Consider the following 19,577-nt stretch of genomic DNA (forward strand, 5'->3'; position numbering starts at 1 on the left):
TTGCTGACTCGGGTGTCCAGCCTTGGACAAACCGTTACTTGTGGGCGACATGACTCTTTGCACGCGACATGAATCGTCCGTATTCCTAGCCTTCATGTGAGTCGTCGCAGGGCTGCGGTTCGACTACCGGGGCATTCCAATTATCGGATAGGTGCAAAACCTACGGTCAGTGCAGCCAGCTGTCTGGTTCGGCAAACGCTACACCGCAATCTGCAAAACCAAGCGAATCGTTGATCACTAGGGGAGCGTTGGCATGGCACTTGATGACAAGGCAGCTCGTAGCCGGAATCTACGCTCGATGGCGCTGTATCTGGCGGTCGCATTCGTTATGGCGTGGGCGTTGTGGTTTGTTGCGTGGCTGATCAGCCAGCACAAGCTCTCGCTGCCGATCTTTCCGGTGCTGGTGGTGGGCTCCTTCGGCCCCTTCGTTGGGGCGCTGGTCACAACCTTGGCCGACGGTGGCCCTCGGCGCGCGCTGCGGTTTTTCGCCCGTGGTTTCGATCCGCGCATGGGCTGGGCGGTATTCCTGGTGTCGTTCTTCCTGATGCCGATCCTGGCCATCATCGTGGAGCTTGTGCATGCGAGGCTGGTGCACGGGGCACCGCACTTCACGATGAGCCTGTCAGAACTGCCGCTGAGCTACGTTTTCCTGTTTCTTATCGGTGGAACGCTGGCGGAGGAGTACGGCTGGTCGCTGCTGTCGGACAAGCTTGACAGCGTCCTGCCGCTCAAAAGCGCCACGTTGCTGCTCGGCGTCATCTGGGCTCTGTGGCACCTGCCCCTGTTTTTCATCATTACGCCGGGTGCGATCCAGGGGTACACGCCCTTCTATATTTTCCTTATCGCAACCGTCGCCATGCGTTTCCTGTTCGCCTGGGCCTATCATCGGGGCGGCTACAATATCCTGTCGAATATGTTGTTTCACACGGCGTCGAATATGGCCTACAGCATCGTGGCGGTGGCGCCATCGCCGGAGGATATGTCGACGGGCCGGCTGTGGATGTTCGCCGGCCTGACCATCGTCTCCGCCGTTGTGCTCTGGGTCATCGCTCCGCTTCACCCGGGGAAGCCGCCGAACGATGTTCCGGCCTGACTCAGAGCGCCCCGCCGAAAACACGCCATGAAAGAAAGACATCTAAGCCGCTGATTCAGCGGCTTTTCTTTGCACAAGTCTTTCACGCGCCGGCGCACAGATCGGCCAATCACTGGTCAACAAATACGCAAAACATGGTCCACATGCGCAAAAAAACGTGGCAGAGTAACCCTCTCTGCCGGCCAGCGGAGCGCGATTGCCATGAGCATGAGTTCCTCGCCCCTTGACGTCATTGAGCGCGCACGCGTTCTGACGAAAAGCCTCGTCCTCACATTTGAAGAGACGATCCGACGAGATGGCACGCTGAGTGAAGCGCAATGCCAGGCGATGGCGCAGGGCATCTGGCAAGTCACGATGGCGATGGAAAGTCTGCGCGAATCCACCCCGCTATTGTTCTCGCACGAATGCCATTTCAACGATGCCCTGCTCGACCTGTGTTGCCTGATGGGCATGCTGGAACGCGGTAGCGATATCGGCTTGGACGATTACCGTCATTGCGCGCCTATTCTTCACGTGATGGGCCATACCGCGCGCATGACGTGGGATACGCTCCAGCGCATCGAGCAGCGCATGCGTTTGGTTCGCGTCGCCGCATAAGCCGCAAAAACTGCTTATTTTCCGTCGATGTCACGTCACCTGTCGCGAGTCGCGGCAATTCCCGCGCGCGTGAATTCAGCACAATATTTTGCGCATACGGCGTACATCCGGCATGCTGCGCACATCTTGCTGGCGGATGCCCATGATCGAATTTGGACACGGAACCCACGTCGGATTGCGCCGCACGCGCAATGAGGACACCTACTACGCCGACTCGGCCTTGGGCCTGTTTTTGGTGGCCGACGGTATGGGCGGCCATCAACATGGAGAAGTAGCGTGTGCCTTGGCGCGCGATGCTGTCGTTGAGCTAGTGGGTCGTGGGCAATCTTTGGCCGAGGCGATACGCGGCGCAGCGGCGCGTTTGCTTGAATACGCGCAGCGCTTTGACGATGCGTTGCCGATGGGCACGACCGTCGCAGCCATCCGTTTTTCCGAGCAAGCGTATGAAGTGGCCTGGGTCGGCGACAGTCGTATCTATGAGTGGAAGAATGGACTGCGTCGCATCAGCCATGATCATTCGCTGGTGCAAGAGCTTGTTGCCGCCGGAGTGATCGATGAATCGCAGGCGGCGCGCCACCCGCAACGTAACGTGTTGACGCAAGCGTTAGGTATTACGGCGCTGGGCCAGTTGCATATCAGCATGGCGAAAGGGCAACTCGCACCCGGCGAAAGTTTTCTCGTGTGCAGTGACGGCCTGACCGAGGAAGTCACCGACAACGGCATTGCGAACATCGTCGCGCGTCAGGATCTGGCGGCACAGGAATGCGTCGATCATCTCCTGCTTGCCGCGCTGGATAACGGCGGCAGCGACAACATCACGGCGATCCTCGCGCGCATCCACTGACGCGGAACGCCTGCTTCAGACGTCCGCTTCCTGTCGACGCCACACAGACTGACCGCCTGCGCTCTTGTCGAGCGAATCGAGTCGGCGTTGATGCTCGGCGGTTTCTTGCTCGCTCGCGCGCAAAACACGAGGGCGGTGTGCAAGTACCACCGGCGCTTGTACCGTGCGCACGCGCGTTTCGGAACCGCCTTCAAAACCGAGATCCAGCACGACCTGGCCCGACGTCATGGCTAGGTAGACGTCGGCGAGCAACTGCGCGTCGATCAGGCCACCGTGCAGATCGCGCGCGGAATTGTCGACGCCAAGACGTTTGCACAAGGCATCCAAACTGTTGCGCTGACCGGGATAACGTTCGCGCGCCATCGCCAGCGTATCGAGCACCGGGCAGCGGTCTTGGATCCGACCGTAGTCAGCACCAAGCCGTTCGAGTTCGGCATTGATGAAGCCCACGTCGAAGCTCGCGTTATGAATGATCAGCTCGGCGCCATCGACGAAGGTGAGAAACTCCTCCACGACCTCGGCAAAAAGCGGCTTGTCGAGCAGAAACTCATCGGCGATGCCCGTGACTTCGCGCGCACCTTCATCGATCGCACGTTCTGGATTGAGATACGTTTGATAGTGCCGCCCGCTCGGCCTGCGCTCGATCAGCTCGACGCAGGCGATTTCGATCAGGCGATGCCCCAGACGTACTTCAAGACCGGTGGTTTCGGTATCGAGAACGATTTGTCTCATGCCTGTTCCTTGAACTTCTCGGCCTGCTCGCGCGCCGCTTGATCCACGCGCTCATTTTCGGCGTGCCCGGCGTGGCCGCGCACCCACTTCCAGCGTACTTGATGAGGCGTCGTGGCGGCACTCAAGCGTTCCCACAGATCTTGATTCTTCACCGGCTTTTTGTCGGACGTGCGCCATCCGTTGGATATCCAGCGCGGCACCCATTCTTCGATGCCCTGCATCACGTAGCGTGAATCGGTGGTCACCGTTACTTTGCAAGGCCGCTTGAGTGCTTCAAGCGCCTGAATCGCTGCCATCAGCTCCATGCGATTGTTCGTGGTTTGTGCTTCGCCGCCGCTCAATAAACGTTCGGTGTCTTTGGCTCTCAATAGGGCGGCCCATCCACCGGGCCCGGGATTGCCGAGGCATGCGCCATCGGTAAACGCTTCCACATCCGTCACGCGTTGTGCTCCATCTTTTTTGATTGTCTTGTTCAACTGACCGAACTGCGGCGCGCACCTGGTGCAAGACCTGCTCCGACGGGAGCGGTCACGGGCTTGGGTCGCAAACGTGTCGGAATGCTCATTGGCCCGGTCTTGCGCGCGACCAATACATAGCCACCACCGAGCCAGCTCGACGATGCCCAACCCGGCTCAGCCGATGGCAACGGCAAAATGCGCCCGACTCGCTGCACGCGTTCCACTTGCACATCGGCACGGCGCAAACGCGCAGAGAAATGAAACGGCGATTGCGCGTGCAGATGGCTGCCGCGCGTTTGCCACTGCCACCAGGGCGTCCATCCGCTGAGCGGATTCAGCCCCGTGAGGACAAGCATGCCGCCGGGAGCGAGAATGCGGACCACCTCGTCAATTGACAGCGGTGCTGGCTCGAAAGCGTGGCGCAAGAGAATGAGGTCGAAGGTCCGATCGGAAAAAGGTAATGGCTCCGAAGCGCTGGCGCGTATATCGCCCTCGATCCGGCCCTCGGCGAGCCGCAGCGTTACCCAGTGACTGAGATAGGGCGGATTGGGCGCCTCGTCCTGGGGCGCCGCGGAGAGCAACAGGGCACGACTGCCCGTACAGCGGCGCAGGTCGGGCATATAGGCCACCGTTTCATCCGCCAGCAGCCCGCTCATGGGCGCACTGGCGTAGATGTCTTGGGCGCGCTGGGGCATGAAGGCGAGGCCTGTCGCGGGTCGGATCAGCCATGAGTTTACTGGTTGGCTTTACAAAGACGAACCAGTACCCAACGGTGAACGAACGAATTTTCGATTAACGCATATCTAACGATCGTGCCATCTCCGGGGCTTATAGTCGGCGATCGCGCGCAAGCCGGAGGGCTGCGCCAGTCGATACGAATCCGCAGCGGAGATCGCCTTGCACGTCGTACCGCTACCGGCGCTTGCCGACAATTACATTTGGCTGCTGCATGACGACAGCGGCAATGCCATCGTCGTCGACCCGGGCGAATCGGAGCCGGTCGAAGCTGCCTTGCACGCGCGCAAGCTAACCCTGCGTGCCGTACTTCTTACGCATCATCACCCTGATCACATCGGCGGCGCCGAACGGTTGAAGGAAGCGTTCAACATCCCAGTGTATGCACCGGAAGATGATCGCATTGCTGTTGCTACACATCGCGTAAAAGACGGCGATTCGCTTGCCTTGTCGCAACCGGCAGCACGCTTCGATGTAATGGCTGTGCCGGGACATACACTCACTCACATCGTGTATGTCGGCGAAGGCGTGCTGCTGTGTGGCGATACGCTCTTCAGTCTTGGGTGTGGCCGCATGTTCGAAGGCACGCCCACGCAAATGCATGCATCGCTGCAGCGCCTGGCTGCACTGCCTGGCGAGACGCTGGTGTGCTGCGGTCATGAATACACCGCAGCCAATGCGCGCTTTGCGCAAACCGTTGAACCACACAACGCCGCACTTAACGCGCGCGCGCAAGAAGTCGACACGCTGCGCGCCGCGCATCGCCCGAGCGTACCGGCAACACTGGCCAGTGAACTGGCCTGCAACCCGTTCCTGCGTGTGAACAGCGATGAGGTGATCGATTGGTGCCGTCGACACGGCGCGGCCAACGATCCCGTCGCTCGCTTCGCAGCGCTGCGCTCCGCCAAGGATGCATTCAAGGCATGAAACCGACGCTGCGACTATTGCCGGTAGTACTTGCCTCGTTGATGGCGGCGTGCGCCACGACGCCTCCACCCGCAAAGAATGCCGCCCCTGCTCCGACAGTCGCACCTGCTCCGGTCAGTAGTCCAGCATCGGCAACGTCCGTCGCCACGGTTGTGCAGCCCACCGTTACGGCTGAAAACGCGGACGTCTGGGATAAGTTGCGCACCAGCTTCGTGATGTCCGATTGCGATGCCGATCCGCAAATCATGGTGTGGGCACATCGCTATACACAAAGTCCCTCGCGCTTTGAAGCGCAAATGAAGAGCGCGGTCCCGCAACTGATCTACGTGCAGCAGGTCGCCGAAAAATATAACGTCGCCGGTGAATTCGTATTGCTTCCGTGGGTAGAAAGCCAGTATCAGGCGAAGCCCGGTCGTCGCAATTTGCCGGCGGGCATGTGGCAAATTGAGCCGAGTACTGCGCATTCGATGGGATTGCACGTCGATCACGGCTACGACGGACGCCTGGACACATCCGCGGCCACCGATCGCGTCATGCACATGCTGCGCGGTTACTACGACGAACTGCACGATTGGCGACTGGTCGATTACGCATTCAATCGCGGCGAGTTCGCCGTCCAGCATATGGTGCAGCAACACGGAGTGCCGCCAGCGGAACCGGCGATTCCAAAGTGGCCTGTTCCGCGCGTAACAAAAGAACATCTGACCAAATTGCTGGCGCTCGCGTGTGTTATCCGCGAGCCCTCCCGATTCAACGTGACGTTGCCAACGCTGGCCGCCGAGGATCATCTGGAAGCCGTCGACATCACGCCAGGCATGACGTTCTCGACGACAGCAAGCCACGCCGGCATGCTGGCTGACGATCTCCGACGCTTGAATCCAGCGATGTCGAGCGAAGCTCTGAATTCAGGTTCGGGCAGCCAGATACTCATGCCTCATCGCAACGCCGAGCAATGGCGCAACGCGATGCAATCGGCAAATGCGCAGGACATGACTGCGAGCAATGCGCCGCTAGCCGACACACCGTCTTCAAACACGGCCGATGTCGCCCAAGACAGTGGGCCGACCGCGGTCAAATCGCACGCCGTGCGGACGCATACCGTAAAGCCGGGCGAAAGTCTCTGGCAGATTGCGCACAAATATTCGGTCAGCGTGAATACGCTTGAGCGTCTGAACAACCTCCACGGAAAGCCGCTGAAACCCGGGCAGGTATTGAGACTCGATGCGCCGTAAATCCATGCCTGGACGTATGGAAGCCGTATCGAGCCATGCCTGCTAAACTCCCCACGCTGCGCCAGATGGCGCACTGACAACCTTTTGGAGGACGCATGGGATTCCTGCACGGCAAGCGTGCCCTGATCACCGGCATTGCCAGCCAGCGCTCGATCGCCTGGGGCATTGCCAACGCGATGCATCGCGAAGGCGCACAACTCGCCTTTACCTACCCGAACGAGCGCATGAAAGACCGCGTCGATGAAGCGGCGAATGCCTTCGGCTCCAACATTGTGCTGCCGTGCGACGTGGCAGACGATGCGCAGATCGAGAATCTGTTTGTGGAGCTGGGCAAGCATTGGGACGGTCTGGACATCCTGGTTCACTCGATCGGCTTTGCGCCACGAGAGGCAATTCAGGGCCAATACCTGGATAACCTCACGCGCGAGAATTTCACTATTGCGCACGATATTTCCAGCTACAGCCTTGCTGCGCTGTCGAAGGCGGCTCGTCCGATGATGGCAGGCCGCAACGGTTCGATTCTCACCCTCACGTACCTCGGTGCCGAGCGCGCGCTCAGCAACTACAACGTGATGGGTCTGGCCAAGGCCAGCCTGGAAGCCAACGTGCGTTACCTGGCTTTCAACCTTGGCCCGGAAACCACGCGCGTCAACGCGATTTCCGCCGGTCCGATCAAGACGCTCGCCGCTGCGGGCATCGCCAACTTCCGCAAGATGCTCGATCACGTGGAAGAAAACGCACCGCTTCGCCGCAGCGTGACGATCGACGAAGTCGGCAACGTCGGCGCATTCCTGTGTTCGGATCTCGCCTCGGGCATCACGGGTGAAGTGACCTACGTGGACGCGGGTTACAACACGATCGGCATGACCGGCATCTGAGTCAGTTTCAAAAGATCAAACAAAAAGGGCGGCTCCGATGGAGTCGCCCTTTTTTTGTTCAACGTATGACATGCCGACAGATCGGCATGACAAAGCGTTACATGCGGTCTTTGGCGATTTCGATCTTCGTCTTCGCCTTCAGCATGTCGATGAAGCCCTGCGTTTCCACGCCACCGTAGGCCTGCATCATCTGGCGATATAGCATCTGGCGCTCTTCTTCGGGGAACTTGGATAGATCGCCCGGCTGCACCTTGTCCACCGCCAGCACTGCGTAATTGCCCTTACCCAACGCCACATCGGCATATTGCGGTTTGCCATCGGCAGCCGGATGCGGCGTCACGAACGCCTGCGTGAGGATTTCCTGCGGCAGATCCTGTTGAACGCGCTGGATGTCATTCGCCGTCTTCAGATCAGCATGCTCGGCAGTGGCGACCGTCGCCATGTCTTCGCCCTTGCTCAGGCGGCTAACCAGCACATCGGCCTTCTCATGAGCGGCATCGGCAATGCGTTGATCGAGAATCTTCTGCACGATCGCATCATGCACTTCGACAATCGCCTTCGGCGTCGCGGGAACGTGCTTGTCGGCGCGCACCACCACCGAATCGGTCTTGCTCAGGTCGATAAGGGTGGAATTGTTGCCCGACGTCAGAACATCGTTGGAGAACGCTGCGGCAATGACCTTCGGATTGGCGGCAATGCCCTGCCCGCCATCATGGCCAAACAGCGGCGTCTCCTTGACCTGCAAGTTCAACGCTTGCGCGGCCGGATCGAGCGAGCCCGGATTTTGCGACGTCAGGTCGGTCATCTTGCCGGCGGTGTCGTTGTACAGACGATCATGATCCGAAGCGGTGGCTTCCTTGATCAGCTGATCGCGAACCTGCTCGAACGGCTTGGTCTGGCCGCTGTGAACCTCGCGCAGGTAGATGATGTGATAGCCCTCATCCGAAAGCACAGGTTTGGAAATCTGTCCTTTCTGCAGTGAGAACATGGCCGATTCGAACGCGGCATTGGTGACGCCTTTCTGCAACCAGCCCAGGTCGCCGCCCTGCAGCTTCGAACCAAGGTCTTCCGAGTCTTGCTGGGCGAGTTTTGCAAAGTTGTCAGGCGTCGCTTCCGCGGCGATCTTGTTTGCCTTGTCCAACGCCGCCTTCTGCTGCGCAGGCGTGGCGTTCTTTGGCACGTTGATCAGGATATGCGACACCTCGCGTTCTTCGGGCATGCCGAAACGCGTGATTTCGTCCTGGTAACGCTTCTTCAGCTCATCGTCGCTCGGCGCTTGCGTATCCGGCTTGAGGTCTGCCGCATTCACTTCGATGTATTTCAGTGACACCTGTTCCGGATTCATGTAATCCGCTTGATGCGCTTTGTAGTAATCCTGGACCTGCGCGTCCGTGACCTGGCTATCGGCCGGCGTCGGACGTGGCAACACGAAATAGCGAATATTCCGGCGCTGCAATTGCAGCTGCATGTAACGGTCGATATCAGCGTTGGTAACGATTGTGCTACCGCTGATGGCATCGGGCAGCAACGTGCTTTGCAGCGAGTTGCGCACGCTGTCCTGATACATATCCGGTGTCATGCCGGCAGCGGCAAGCTGTGCGCGGTACATATCGCCATTGAACTTGCCGTCGACCTGGAACGCGGGCGTCGCCGCAATTGTTTCGCGCAGCGATTCGTCCGATACGCGCATGCCCAGATCGTCGTTCGCCTGCAACAGGAGTTGCTGACCGATCATCTGATCGACGAGTTTGTCCTTGAATTCAGGCTTGTCGAAAACGGTCGGATCGAACTTGTCGCCGAGCTGCGCACGCTGCTGCTGACGAATGCGATTCATCGCATCCTGATATTGCTGTTGGCTGACTTCAGTCTTGCCGACCTTTGCGACAAAGGTATCCGTGCGAGAAACAAAATAGTTCTCGATGCCGAAGAACGACATCGCAAACACCGCAATACCCAGCACAACAATCGCTGGCCATCCGTGCATTTTGTCGCGTAGTGACTGCAGCATGAGACTTTTTCCGCTATCGGGTTAACTGCGTTGAAAACACAAAATCTGAATAACACAAGGGCGCCTCGGAGGCGCCCTTGCAGAAGTGGCGGAGCGGACGGGACTCGAACCCGCGACCTCCGGCGTGACAGGCCAGCATTCTAACCGACTGAACTACCGCTCCACATTTCTGGTGGGTGCTGTAGGGATCGAACCTACGACCCTCGCCTTGTAAGGGCGACGCTCTACCGCTGAGCTAAGCACCCCAAGAACTAGCGGGCCGCTTAGTTTAGGGCGTCCTTAAGCGTCTTGCCAGCCTTGAATGCCGGGACCTTGGAGGCCGCGATCTTGATTTCTTCGTTGGTACGGGGGTTGCGACCCGTACGGGCTGCACGGCTGCGCACGGTGAAGGTACCAAAGCCGACGACCGAGACGTCGTCACCGTTCTTCAGAGCCTTCTGAACGGTTTCGAAGAAAGCTTCGAGCGCGCGGCCAGCATCGGCCTTGGTCAGTTCGGCATGTTCGGCGACGGCATTGATCAGATCGGTTTTATTCATTGAGTTACTCCCTTAAACAGGTATTCGGCCCGCGTGGTAGGTGGGACGGGACAACGCAGGAAAGGATCGATGGATTCTTGAAAGGCGTTGCCTCGCAACCCCGCATCGTTGTGCTTTCTGAGGAAAGCCCGGATGGCGGTGAGCCTTTATACCAGCGCCCCCCAGGGTCCGCAATACAAGTTGTACCAACGCTTTGCGGGGATTCAGGGCGACGCATGTAATGCGCGAGCACACATCTGATCATCGTTGTTTGGCAACGATATTACGCAGCGTGAAACAGGCGACACGGTAACCGTGTCGCCTATCGCAGATCCGACGAGAACGCGCTTGCTTAGTGCGTACGCGAGGGTGCCTCGGCACCGTCTTCGTGTGCCGCGGCATCGGACGCAGCGGCCTTGTCCGACTCCTCCTTCGGCGGCAACGGCAGCAATGGACGCTCCAGCGCAATGCCGAGCACTTCATCGATCCAGCGAACCGGATGGATATCCAGCGAGCCAGTGATGTTCTCAGGAATGTCGGCCAGATCCTTCCGGTTTTCATCCGGAATGATCACGGTGGTGATGCCACCACGATGCGCAGCGAGCAACTTTTCTTTCAATCCACCGATCGGCAGTACGCGACCACGCAACGTAATTTCGCCTGTCATCGCCACTTCCGAACGAACCGGAACTTTGGTCAACGCCGACACGAGCGCCGTGCACATGGCAATGCCTGCGCTGGGACCGTCTTTCGGTGTCGCACCTTCCGGCACGTGGATGTGCAGATCGAATTTCTCATGGAAATCCGGATCGATACCCAACTGGGCTGCGCGCGAGCGAACCACCGAAATCGCCGCTTGAATCGACTCTTTCATGACGTCGCCAAGCTGACCGGTGAGTATCTGACGCCCCTTGCCCGGGACGATCGACGCTTCGATGCTGAGCAGATCGCCACCGACCTGCGTCCACGCCAAGCCCGTAACCAGACCGATTTCGTTCTGTTGCTCCTTGCGGCCGAAGTCGAAACGGCGCACGCCAAGGTAGTGATCCAGATTCTCCGAATTGACCTTGACGACCTTCTTCGCAGCGGCGGCTTTTGCACTCGCCTTCTTGGTCTGAACTTGCTCGGCTTCTTTGCCCTTCTTTTTTACCTGATTGAGCGTCAGCTCTTTCACGACCTTGCGGCAGATCTTGGAAATTTCGCGCTCGAGATTACGTACACCGGATTCGCGCGTGTAATAGCGCACGATGTCGCGCACGGCTTCCTCGTCGATTGAAATTTCTTCCGGCTTCAGACCATTCGCCTTGACCTGCTTGGGCAGCAGATATCGCTGCGCAATGCCCAGCTTCTCATCCTCGGTGTAACCGGGGATGCGAATGACTTCCATACGATCCAGCAACGGACCGGGAATGTTGAGCGAATTCGCCGTGGCCACCCACATCACTTCGGAAAGATCGAGATCGACTTCCAGATAGTGATCGTTGAAGGCGTGGTTCTGCTCCGGATCAAGCACCTCGAGCAATGCGGACGACGGATCGCCGCGGAAGTCCATCGACATCTTGTCGATTTCATCGAGCACAAACAGCGGATTCTTCGAGCCGACTTTGTTCATGTTCTGAACGATGCGGCCCGGCATCGAACCGATATAAGTACGACGATGACCGCGGATTTCCGCTTCATCGCGTACACCGCCCAGACTCATGCGGACGAATTTGCGGTTGGTCGCTTTGGCGATGGATTGACCTAGCGAAGTTTTACCCACGCCCGGAGGACCGACCAGGCACAGGATCGGGCCCTTCATCGTGTTCACGCGCTGCTGCACAGCGAGGTATTCAAGGATGCGTTCCTTGACCTTCTCCAAGCCGAAGTGATCGGCATCGAGCACTTCCTGCGCGAGCGCGAGATCCTTGCGCACCTTGCTGCGCTTTTTCCACGGCACGCCGATCAGCCAGTCAAGGTAGTTGCGCACCACCGTTGCTTCGGCCGACATGGGCGACATCTGCTTGAGCTTGCCGAACTCCTGACGCGCCTTCGCCAACACGGGCTTGGGCATGCCGGCTTCTTCGATCTTCTTCTGCAGCTCTTCGATTTCGTTCGGGCCATCCTCGCTTTCGCCGAGTTCCTTCTGGATGGCCTTCATCTGTTCGTTGAGGTAGTACTCGCGCTGGCTCTTTTCCATCTGCGACTTCACACGGCCGCGGATGCGCTTTTCCACCTGCTGCAAATCGATCTCGCCATCGACGAGGCCGATCAGCAATTCAAGACGCTGAGCAACGTCGGCGGTCTCGAGTACTTTCTGTTTGTCGGACATACGCACCGTGAGGTGTGCAGCGATCGAATCGGCGAGACGCGACGGATCATCGATACCCGACAAGGTGGCCAGCACTTCCGGCGGCAACTTGCGGCTTTGCTTCACCAGTTGCTCGAACAGCGACACGAGCGTGCGCGAAACCACATCGAGCTCGCGTTCCTTGACGTTGTAAACGGGCTCAATGACACGCGAGCGCGCCGTCAGCATGCCCGCATCGTCGTTATATTCCTCGATCGCTACGCGCGACTGACCTTCAACGAGCACCTTCACGGTGCCGTCAGGCAGTTTCAACAATTGCAACACGCCGGCGAGCGTGCCGATTTCGTGTAGATCCTTGATCGCGGGATCGTCGATATCCGGACTCTTTTGCGCGACCAGCAGTATTTGCCGTTCGCCTTCCATCGCACGCTCAAGCGCGCGCATGGATTTGTCACGCCCGACGAACAGCGGAATCACCATGTGCGGATACACGACAACGTCGCGTAGCGGGAGTACCGGCAGCGCGTCTAGAAGCGCTCCAGTGGTGGCGGAAATTGCGGCACTTTTTGCCATCGCAGGAAATCTCTCGCGAAAAAGATATGGACAGCCCAGACACTGCGCCGTGGGCACTTACACGTCAAGTGGAGGCAATGTGACGAGCACTCAAGTGCTGGCCTAGCAACGAAAAACAAACGGCCCCGACGAAAGCCGTCGGGGCCGTCATAAGCGGATGTTGTAACGCTTACGCTGCGGCGTCGCCGCTTTCGCTACCGATACGCGCCTGCTGCTGCAAGTTTCCACGATAGATGAGGTACGGTTCTGCCTGACCTTCGATCACTGCCTCGTCCACCACAACCTTGCTCACGTGTTCCAGCGAGGGCAGCTCGTACATCGTGTCGAGCAGCACCTGCTCGAGAATGGTACGCAGACCACGCGCGCCCGTCTTGCGCTTTAGCGCCTTGCGAGCAACGGCCTGCAGCGCCTCTGGACGGAACTCCAGTTCAACGCCTTCCATCTCGAACAACTTGCGGAACTGCTTCGTCACCGCGTTGCGTGGCTCGGTGAGAATCTTCACCAGCGCTGGTTCGTCGAGTTCATCGAGCGTCGCCACAACGGGCAAGCGACCGACAAACTCCGGAATCAGACCGAAACGCACGAGGTCGGATGGCTCGACTTCCGCCAAAACCTTACCCAGATTTTCGGTGCGTTCCTTCGAACGAACTTCGGCAGAGAAACCGATGCCCGTCGTTTCGGAACGCTGCTGAATCACTTTCTCCAGACCCGCGAACGCACCACCGCAAATGAACAGGATGTTCTTGGTGTCGACCTGCAGGAATTCCTGCTGCGGATGTTTGCGGCCACCTTGCGGCGGCACCGAAGCGAGTGTGCCTTCGATGAGTTTGAGCAGCGCCTGCTGCACGCCTTCACCGGAAACGTCGCGCGTGATCGACGGGTTTTCGCTCTTGCGAGAGATCTTGTCGATCTCGTCGATGTAGACGATGCCCGACTGCGCTTTCTCGACGTCGTAGTCGCACTTCTGCAACAGCTTTTGGATAATGTTTTCGACGTCCTCACCGACGTAACCGGCTTCGGTCAGCGTGGTGGCGTCGGCGATCGTGAACGGCACGTTGAGCAAGCGCGCCAGCGTTTCGGCAAGCAGCGTTTTGCCCGAACCGGTCGGACCGATCAGAAGGATGTTGGATTTGCCCAGCTCGATATCGTCGGCGCGCTGGCGCGACTCCATCCGCTTGTAATGGTTGTAGACCGCTACGGCGAGCGCTTTCTTGGCGCGCGTCTGTCCGACCACGTACTGGTCGAGGGTCTCCATGATTTCCTTGGGCTTGGGCAGCTGGCTGCGCCCGGAGGCGGCCTTCTCCTCAAGCTCCTCACGGATAATGTCGTTGCACAGCTCCACGCACTCGTCGCAGATGAACACGGACGGACCCGCGATCAGCTTGCGCACTTCGTGCTGGCTCTTGCCGCAGAAGGAGCAGTAAAGAATCTTGCCGCTGTCGTTGGAACGGCCCTGCCGCTCGTCGCTCATTCGTTTGATCCTGCTGAGAAAAACCGGGTACGGGTCGAGAATAGCACAGGGTCCCGAGTCCGCACCCGGACGCGGGACCCTATGTGCCTAAAGCTTAGATCGGCGGAAATCAGGCCGACTTAACGGTTTCGACGGCTCGGCGGTCCAGAACGGAGTCGATCAGACCGTACTCCTTGGCGGATTCCGCGCTCATGAAGCGGTCGCGCTCCATATCCCGCTCGATCTTGTCCAAGGGCTGCCCCGTATGCTGAACGTAAATGTCGTTCAGGCGGCGGCGGAGATAAAGGATCTCCTGGGCCTGGATTTCGATGTCGGTCGCCTGCCCGCGGGCACCGCCCGACGGCTGATGGATCATCACGCGCGAGTTCGGCAGCGAGTAGCGCTTGCCCTTGGCGCCAGCCATCAGCAGCAGCGAGGCGGCGCTGCAAGCCTGACCGATGCACATGGTGCTGACGTCGGGCTTGATGAACTGCATCGTGTCGTAGATCGCCAGACCTGCGGTAACCACACCGCCGGGGCTGTTGATGTACAGATGGATGTCTTTCTCGGGGTTTTCCGATTCAAGGAACAGCATCTGCGCGACCAGCAGATTGGCGACCTGATCGTTGACTTCACCGACGAGGAAGATCACGCGCTCCTTCAACAGGCGCGAGTAGATGTCGTACGAGCGTTCGCCGCGAGCAGTCTGCTCGACAACGATCGGCACCAGATTGAGGTTGTGGATCGGGTCCATGGCCATCTCCGCGTGTGGGGACTGAAAGACGATTCGTACGATCAGGTCAGACTATATATCGGGCCTGATCGAATCATCGGGTTCAGGCACTAACGGGACGCATCACTTCGTCAAAGCTCAGGTTCTGCGCGGTGGTGTTGGCGTGTTCGGCCACCCACTCTGCTACCTGATCTTCCATGACGCGATTCTGCAGCCCAGACATCAATTGGGGATCGCCGTTGTAGAGTTCAATGACCTTCTCCGGCTCCTCGTAGGTCGACGCAATCGCGGCGAGCTGCTCGGCCAAACGCGAACGATCGAGTTTGAGTTCCTGCTTGCGGGCGATTTCACCCATCAACAGACCCGCGATGACGCGCATGCGCGCGGCAGGCATGGCTGCATCAACGAGCTGTTGCGGCGGCTGTTGACCGCGCGGCACGCTGCCCGTGGCCAAGCTGCGCGCCTCGGACTGCACCATCAGGTTGGGCACTTCCAGTTCGCTGTGCGCGGTAGCGAGCTTCTCGGCAACCTGCGACTTCAGGCGACCCATCAGCGCCGCCTTCAGTTCACGCTCAAGATTGGAGCGCACTTCCTTACGGAAGGTCGCGACGTCGCCGTCGGTGATACCAAACAGCTCGATGAATGCTGCATCGACTTCCGGCAGATTTGCCTGCTGCACCTTGACGATCTTGAAGCTGACCTTCGCGGTCTTGCCAGCAAGCTGTTCGTTGCGGAAATCGGCCGGAAATTCGACGTCGCTTTCGAATTCTTCGCCGGCCTTGTGGCCGGTCAGTGCGGAGTCGAGCGCCTTGAACAGCGTGCCCGAACCAATGACGCTACCGGCGCGCTCCAGACCTTCGTTCGGGAAGCGGTAGTCGCCTGCCACGGCAGAGTATTCGAACATCACGAAGTCGCCTTCCGCGGACGGGCGGTCCACTTCGTCGAAGCTGCGGCGCTGCTGGCGCAACGTTTCGATCATCTTTTCGATATCGGCGTCGGTGACTTCAGCGGTCGGGCGGCTGATTTCTAGCGAGGCAACGTCGATCTCCGGGAATTCCGGCATCACTTCGAACGTCGCCGTGTAGGCGATTTCGCCGTTTTCCGGTTTGCCGGTGGTGTCGATCGCCGGATTGGCGACGGGGCGCAGGTTTTCCTTCTCGAACGCTTCGCGCAGCGTGCTGCCGATCAGATCCGAGAGCACTTCGCCACGCACCTGCGCGCCAAAGCGCTGCTGGATGACAGTGGCCGGCACCTTACCCGGGCGGAAGCCCTTCAGGCGCACTGTGCGGCTCATTTCGGCGATGCGCTGGCTCACCTGCGACTCAAACCGTTCTGCCGGGAACTTGACCGTGAGCTTGCGCTCCAGCTTGCCGACGTTTTCAACCGAAAACTGCATGACGTCTCCTGGAAATACCTGTAGTGGCCCGTGACAGCGCCGCGGCGGCCCCCGGCCACCAGCCAAATCAAACTCAAGGTCCAATGGTGCGAAAGAAGGGACTCGAACCCTTACGGGGGTTACCCGCTGGAACCTAAATCCAGTGCGTCTACCAATTCCGCCACTTTCGCATCGGCTATTGATTGCAAACTGCAGATTCTCAACGATTTTTACCGGAATATCCGGAATCGCCAGGAAACTGCGGGGCTGCGACCCTAAGTCGATGATTACCTTGTGCCAAGCCAGCCATTTTACGGTTGTGCGACAGACCAGCACAAGCGCCAAAACCGGCCTGCGTACAGGGTTTTGCCGCACAAAGAAAAAGGACCCGCATCGCTGCGGGTCCTTCGGTAGCTGGTGGGCCGTGTAGGGATCGAACCTACGACCAATTGATTAAGAGTCAACTGCTCTACCAGCTGAGCTAACGGCCCAGTAACTGCTTGAATTTGGGGTGGACGATGGGACTCGAACCCACGACAACCGGAATCACAATCCGGTACTCTAACCAACTGAGCTACGCCCACCGTAACCACAAATCTGGCGCGCCCGACAGGAATCGAACCTGCAACCGTCGGCTTAGAAGGCCGATGCTCTATCCGGTTGAGCTACAGGCGCTTGACTTAAGCAGAACACCTGCTGGTCGGGGCAGAGGGATTCGAACCCACGACATCCAGCTCCCAAAGCTGGCGCTCTACCAGGCTGAGCTATACCCCGATTTCGAAACCCGGTCGCTTTCGCACACCGAAGCCTTGAAATGCTACGGGGGTCACTCTACCCCGTCAATCCGTATCGAACACACCGGACCTCAAACTTTTGTCCGGCTTTGCAAGCGATCTTCTGCTTGCTTTGCCTACACGACTAGTGCGACATCGTGCTTGCGAAAAAATGGTGCGCCCGGAGAGATTCGAACTCCCGACCACCAAGTTCGTAGCCTGGTACTCTATCCAGCTGAGCTACGGGCGCGTGGTTTACCTGATTGCGGCCGCCTGAACCCGGAAGACGGAGGCGCCGAAGCAAGAAGCGGAATTATTCAGGTACTGGTCGCAGTCGTCAATACTCTTTGTGAAGTTTTTTGAAACGACTCGTTCATATCCGGTTCGCTGGACGTCCATTTTCCGCAGCAAACGCATCGCCTGGCGTCACGTCAGATCAAGCGAAAAATTATCCGCATCCATCCAGGCAGGGAAACGTTCGCGATGCGCCAACAAAGGCGCAGGATCAATCGTCACTGTCGCCACCTGCTCTTGCGTACCGAGCTCGATCAACGACTCTCCCACCGGATCGATTACCGCGCTGTCGCCTGCGTAAGGCAGATCATTACCATCCACACCGACACGATTCACGCCGATCACGTAGGAAAGATTTTCAATAGCGCGTGCACGCAGGAGCGTACGCCACGGTTGTCGCCGCGGCGCAGGCCAGTTGGCGACGAAAAACGACAAGTCGTAATCCATGCCGCCTGTCGCCGATTCCAATCTGCGATTGCGCAACCACACCGGAAAGCGCAGGTCGTAACAGACTTGCGGAAGAATGCGCCAGCCTTTCAGTTCGACGATCAAACGTTCTGCGCCACCGCCGTAACGCGTGTGTTCGCCGGCCATGCGAAACAGATGACGTTTGTCGTACTGCTCGAACGTCCCATCCGGACGCGCCCAGATCAGCCGGTTGAAAACCGTGTCGCCTTCGCGAATCGCAAGACTGCCGGTGACCACAGCGTTTACTTCGGTGGCCAGCGCACGCATCCATGCAACGCCTTCACCATTCATCCCTTCTGCACTTGCGCGCGTGTCGTTGCTGAAGCCGGACAGAAACGTTTCCGGCAACACGATCAGATCGCTCTGCCCCGCTACGCGTCGAACGAGCGAGCCGTAGTACTCGCGATTGGCCGGCGCATCGTGCCAGCGCGTCGCGCCTTGCACGAGCGAAACATTCAAAGCTTGCATAGACGCTCCGCTGCGGCCTCCATCGTGGCATCGCTCTTGGCGAAGCACAGACGCACCAAACGCGTACCTGGCGCCTTTTCATAGAAAGGCGTCAAGGGAATCGCTGCCACGCCCCCTTCTTTCACCAGCCACTCGCAGAAGGCAACGTCATCTTCATCGCGAATCGCGGAGTAGTCGACCAGCTGGAAATAGCCGCCCGGCACGTCGAGCAATTTCAATCGCGACGGTGCCAGAAGTTTGCGGAACCGATCGCGCTTGACCTGGTAGAACGCGGGCAGTTCCAGGTAATGCTCCGGCGAGCTGGCAAGAAATTCGGCAAATGCGACCTGTGCCGGATGGAAAGTGCAAAACGTCAGGTACTGATGCACCTTGCGAAATTCGGCCGACAATTTGGCCGGCGCCACCGCATAACCGACCTTCCAGCCCGTGCAGTGATACGTCTTGCCGAAGCTGGAAACCACGATGCTGCGCGCAGCAAGTTCCGGATGGCGAAGCACGCTTTCATGCGCAGCACCGTCATACACGATGTGCTCATACACTTCGTCTGAGAGCACCACGATCGGCGTGTCGCGAATAATCGACGCAAGCTCGTCCAGATCGGCCGCCGACAACACCGCACCGGAAGGATTGTGCGGACTGTTGATCAGGATCATGCGCGTCTTCGGCGTGATCGCATCGCGCACGCGCTGCCAGTCGATCGAAAACGTCGGGACCGTGAGCGGAATATGCACCGCACGCGCACCCTGCAATTCAATCGCTGGCTCGTAAGAGTCGTACGCCGGATCGAACACGATGACTTCATCGCCCGCGCGCACAACCGCGGCAATGGCGGCGAACAGCGCTTCGGTCGCGCCAGAGGTAACCGTGATATCGCTATCCGCACTAACCTTATGGCCATAAAGCCGCTCGGTCTTGCTGGCAATCTGCTCACGCAGCGCCGCCGTGCCGATGCCCGGCGCATACTGATTCAGGCCATCCGCCATTGCACGCGTGACGGCATCGCGCAGCGCTTGCGGCGGTTCAAAATCCGGAAAACCCTGGCCAAGATTGACCGCTTTGTGCTGCACGGCCAGCTGGCTCATCACGCTGAAGATCGTGGTGCCTACTTTCGGAAGCTTTGTTTCGATAGTCATG

General features: G+C 58.9%; 17 protein-coding genes and 8 tRNA genes. 6 read left to right on the forward strand and 19 right to left on the reverse strand.

Features of this window, described 5'->3' with window-relative positions; translation table 11 throughout:
- Window positions 1–253 precede the first annotated feature (253 nt).
- From EKH79_RS05375 to EKH79_RS05385, 3 genes are all read left to right on the forward strand, one after another.
- The gene (locus EKH79_RS05375) at window positions 254–1,093 is read left to right on the forward strand and encodes a CPBP family intramembrane glutamic endopeptidase (protein WP_126672747.1); all 840 of its coding nucleotides are present in this window, start codon (window positions 254–256) and stop codon (window positions 1,091–1,093) included.
- Between the two features lie 201 nt (window positions 1,094–1,294).
- On the forward strand, window positions 1,295–1,690 hold the full coding sequence (locus tag EKH79_RS05380; protein ID WP_126672748.1) for a hypothetical protein: 396 nt from the start codon (window positions 1,295–1,297) through the stop codon (window positions 1,688–1,690).
- Between the two features lie 142 nt (window positions 1,691–1,832).
- Complete coding sequence (locus EKH79_RS05385; protein WP_126672749.1) at window positions 1,833–2,534, forward strand: PP2C family protein-serine/threonine phosphatase; 702 nt, start codon at window positions 1,833–1,835, stop codon at window positions 2,532–2,534.
- Window positions 2,535–2,549: 15 nt separating this feature from the next.
- Here the strand turns inward: EKH79_RS05385 and dnaQ are convergent, their stop codons facing one another.
- The 3 genes from dnaQ to EKH79_RS05400 are packed head-to-tail and all read right to left on the reverse strand — an operon-like array spanning window position 2,550 to window position 4,419.
- Entirely contained in the window at window positions 2,550–3,266 is a 717-nt protein-coding gene (gene dnaQ, locus EKH79_RS05390; RefSeq protein ID WP_126672750.1) for a DNA polymerase III subunit epsilon, read from the reverse strand.
- The gene (gene rnhA / locus EKH79_RS05395; protein WP_126672751.1) at window positions 3,263–3,706 is read right to left on the reverse strand and encodes a ribonuclease HI; all 444 of its coding nucleotides are present in this window, start codon (window positions 3,704–3,706) and stop codon (window positions 3,263–3,265) included. Before rnhA ends, dnaQ begins: the two co-directional genes overlap by 4 nt.
- 32 nt (window positions 3,707–3,738) lie before the next feature.
- Window positions 3,739–4,419: a methyltransferase domain-containing protein gene (locus EKH79_RS05400; RefSeq protein ID WP_126672752.1), complete on the reverse strand. Its 681-nt coding sequence runs from the start codon at window positions 4,417–4,419 to the stop codon at window positions 3,739–3,741.
- 202 nt (window positions 4,420–4,621) lie between these two features.
- On the opposite strand from EKH79_RS05400, the gene gloB reads away from it, so the two are divergent.
- The 3 genes from gloB to EKH79_RS05415 all read left to right on the forward strand — a co-directional run bounded on the left by gloB (window position 4,622) and on the right by EKH79_RS05415 (window position 7,496).
- The gene (gloB, locus tag EKH79_RS05405) at window positions 4,622–5,386 is read left to right on the forward strand and encodes a hydroxyacylglutathione hydrolase (protein ID WP_126672753.1); all 765 of its coding nucleotides are present in this window, start codon (window positions 4,622–4,624) and stop codon (window positions 5,384–5,386) included.
- Entirely contained in the window at window positions 5,383–6,618 is a 1,236-nt protein-coding gene (locus tag EKH79_RS05410) for a LysM peptidoglycan-binding domain-containing protein (protein ID WP_233590195.1), read from the forward strand. The genes gloB and EKH79_RS05410 overlap by 4 nt, the downstream gene beginning before the upstream one ends.
- 95 nt (window positions 6,619–6,713) lie before the next feature.
- Complete coding sequence (locus EKH79_RS05415) at window positions 6,714–7,496, forward strand: enoyl-ACP reductase FabI (protein ID WP_126672754.1); 783 nt, start codon at window positions 6,714–6,716, stop codon at window positions 7,494–7,496.
- A gap of 97 nt (window positions 7,497–7,593) precedes the next feature.
- Here the strand turns inward: EKH79_RS05415 and EKH79_RS05420 are convergent, their stop codons facing one another.
- The 16 genes from EKH79_RS05420 to EKH79_RS05495 all read right to left on the reverse strand — a co-directional run bounded on the left by EKH79_RS05420 (window position 7,594) and on the right by EKH79_RS05495 (window position 19,576).
- On the reverse strand, window positions 7,594–9,504 hold the full coding sequence (locus EKH79_RS05420) for a SurA N-terminal domain-containing protein (RefSeq protein WP_126672755.1): 1,911 nt from the start codon (window positions 9,502–9,504) through the stop codon (window positions 7,594–7,596).
- 86 nt (window positions 9,505–9,590) lie between these two features.
- Window positions 9,591–9,667 (reverse strand) — tRNA-Asp (locus EKH79_RS05425).
- A 7-nt stretch (window positions 9,668–9,674) separates the two neighbouring features.
- Window positions 9,675–9,749, reverse strand: a tRNA-Val gene (locus tag EKH79_RS05430).
- A gap of 18 nt (window positions 9,750–9,767) precedes the next feature.
- Window positions 9,768–10,040, reverse strand: a complete 273-nt coding sequence (locus tag EKH79_RS05435) for an HU family DNA-binding protein (protein WP_126672756.1) — start codon at window positions 10,038–10,040, stop codon at window positions 9,768–9,770.
- A 331-nt stretch (window positions 10,041–10,371) separates the two neighbouring features.
- Window positions 10,372–12,882, reverse strand: a complete 2,511-nt coding sequence (gene lon, locus EKH79_RS05440; RefSeq protein WP_126672757.1) for an endopeptidase La — start codon at window positions 12,880–12,882, stop codon at window positions 10,372–10,374.
- 169 nt (window positions 12,883–13,051) lie between these two features.
- The gene (gene clpX / locus EKH79_RS05445) at window positions 13,052–14,353 is read right to left on the reverse strand and encodes an ATP-dependent Clp protease ATP-binding subunit ClpX (protein ID WP_126672758.1); all 1,302 of its coding nucleotides are present in this window, start codon (window positions 14,351–14,353) and stop codon (window positions 13,052–13,054) included.
- A gap of 109 nt (window positions 14,354–14,462) precedes the next feature.
- Window positions 14,463–15,092: an ATP-dependent Clp endopeptidase proteolytic subunit ClpP gene (gene clpP / locus EKH79_RS05450; RefSeq protein WP_126672759.1), complete on the reverse strand. Its 630-nt coding sequence runs from the start codon at window positions 15,090–15,092 to the stop codon at window positions 14,463–14,465.
- Window positions 15,093–15,168: 76 nt separating this feature from the next.
- Entirely contained in the window at window positions 15,169–16,461 is a 1,293-nt protein-coding gene (gene tig, locus EKH79_RS05455) for a trigger factor (protein ID WP_126672760.1), read from the reverse strand.
- 84 nt (window positions 16,462–16,545) lie between these two features.
- Window positions 16,546–16,631, reverse strand: a tRNA-Leu gene (locus EKH79_RS05460).
- Window positions 16,632–16,855: 224 nt separating this feature from the next.
- Window positions 16,856–16,931: transfer RNA gene (locus tag EKH79_RS05465), tRNA-Lys, on the reverse strand.
- 16 nt (window positions 16,932–16,947) lie between these two features.
- Window positions 16,948–17,024, reverse strand: a tRNA-His gene (locus EKH79_RS05470).
- A 14-nt stretch (window positions 17,025–17,038) separates the two neighbouring features.
- Window positions 17,039–17,115 (reverse strand) — tRNA-Arg (locus tag EKH79_RS05475).
- 22 nt (window positions 17,116–17,137) lie between these two features.
- A tRNA-Pro gene (locus tag EKH79_RS05480) sits at window positions 17,138–17,214 on the reverse strand.
- A 172-nt stretch (window positions 17,215–17,386) separates the two neighbouring features.
- Window positions 17,387–17,463, reverse strand: a tRNA-Arg gene (locus tag EKH79_RS05485).
- Between the two features lie 176 nt (window positions 17,464–17,639).
- A complete protein-coding gene (locus tag EKH79_RS05490; RefSeq protein WP_126672761.1) occupies window positions 17,640–18,443 on the reverse strand; it encodes an amidohydrolase in 804 nt (267 codons plus the stop codon).
- Window positions 18,431–19,576: a pyridoxal phosphate-dependent aminotransferase gene (locus tag EKH79_RS05495; protein WP_126672762.1), complete on the reverse strand. Its 1,146-nt coding sequence runs from the start codon at window positions 19,574–19,576 to the stop codon at window positions 18,431–18,433. Before EKH79_RS05495 ends, EKH79_RS05490 begins: the two co-directional genes overlap by 13 nt.
- Between the last annotated feature and the right edge of the window lies 1 nt (window position 19,577).

Source organism: Dyella dinghuensis, from assembly GCF_003977615.1.
GTDB classification, from domain to species: Bacteria; Pseudomonadota; Gammaproteobacteria; order Xanthomonadales; family Rhodanobacteraceae; genus Dyella_B; species Dyella_B dinghuensis.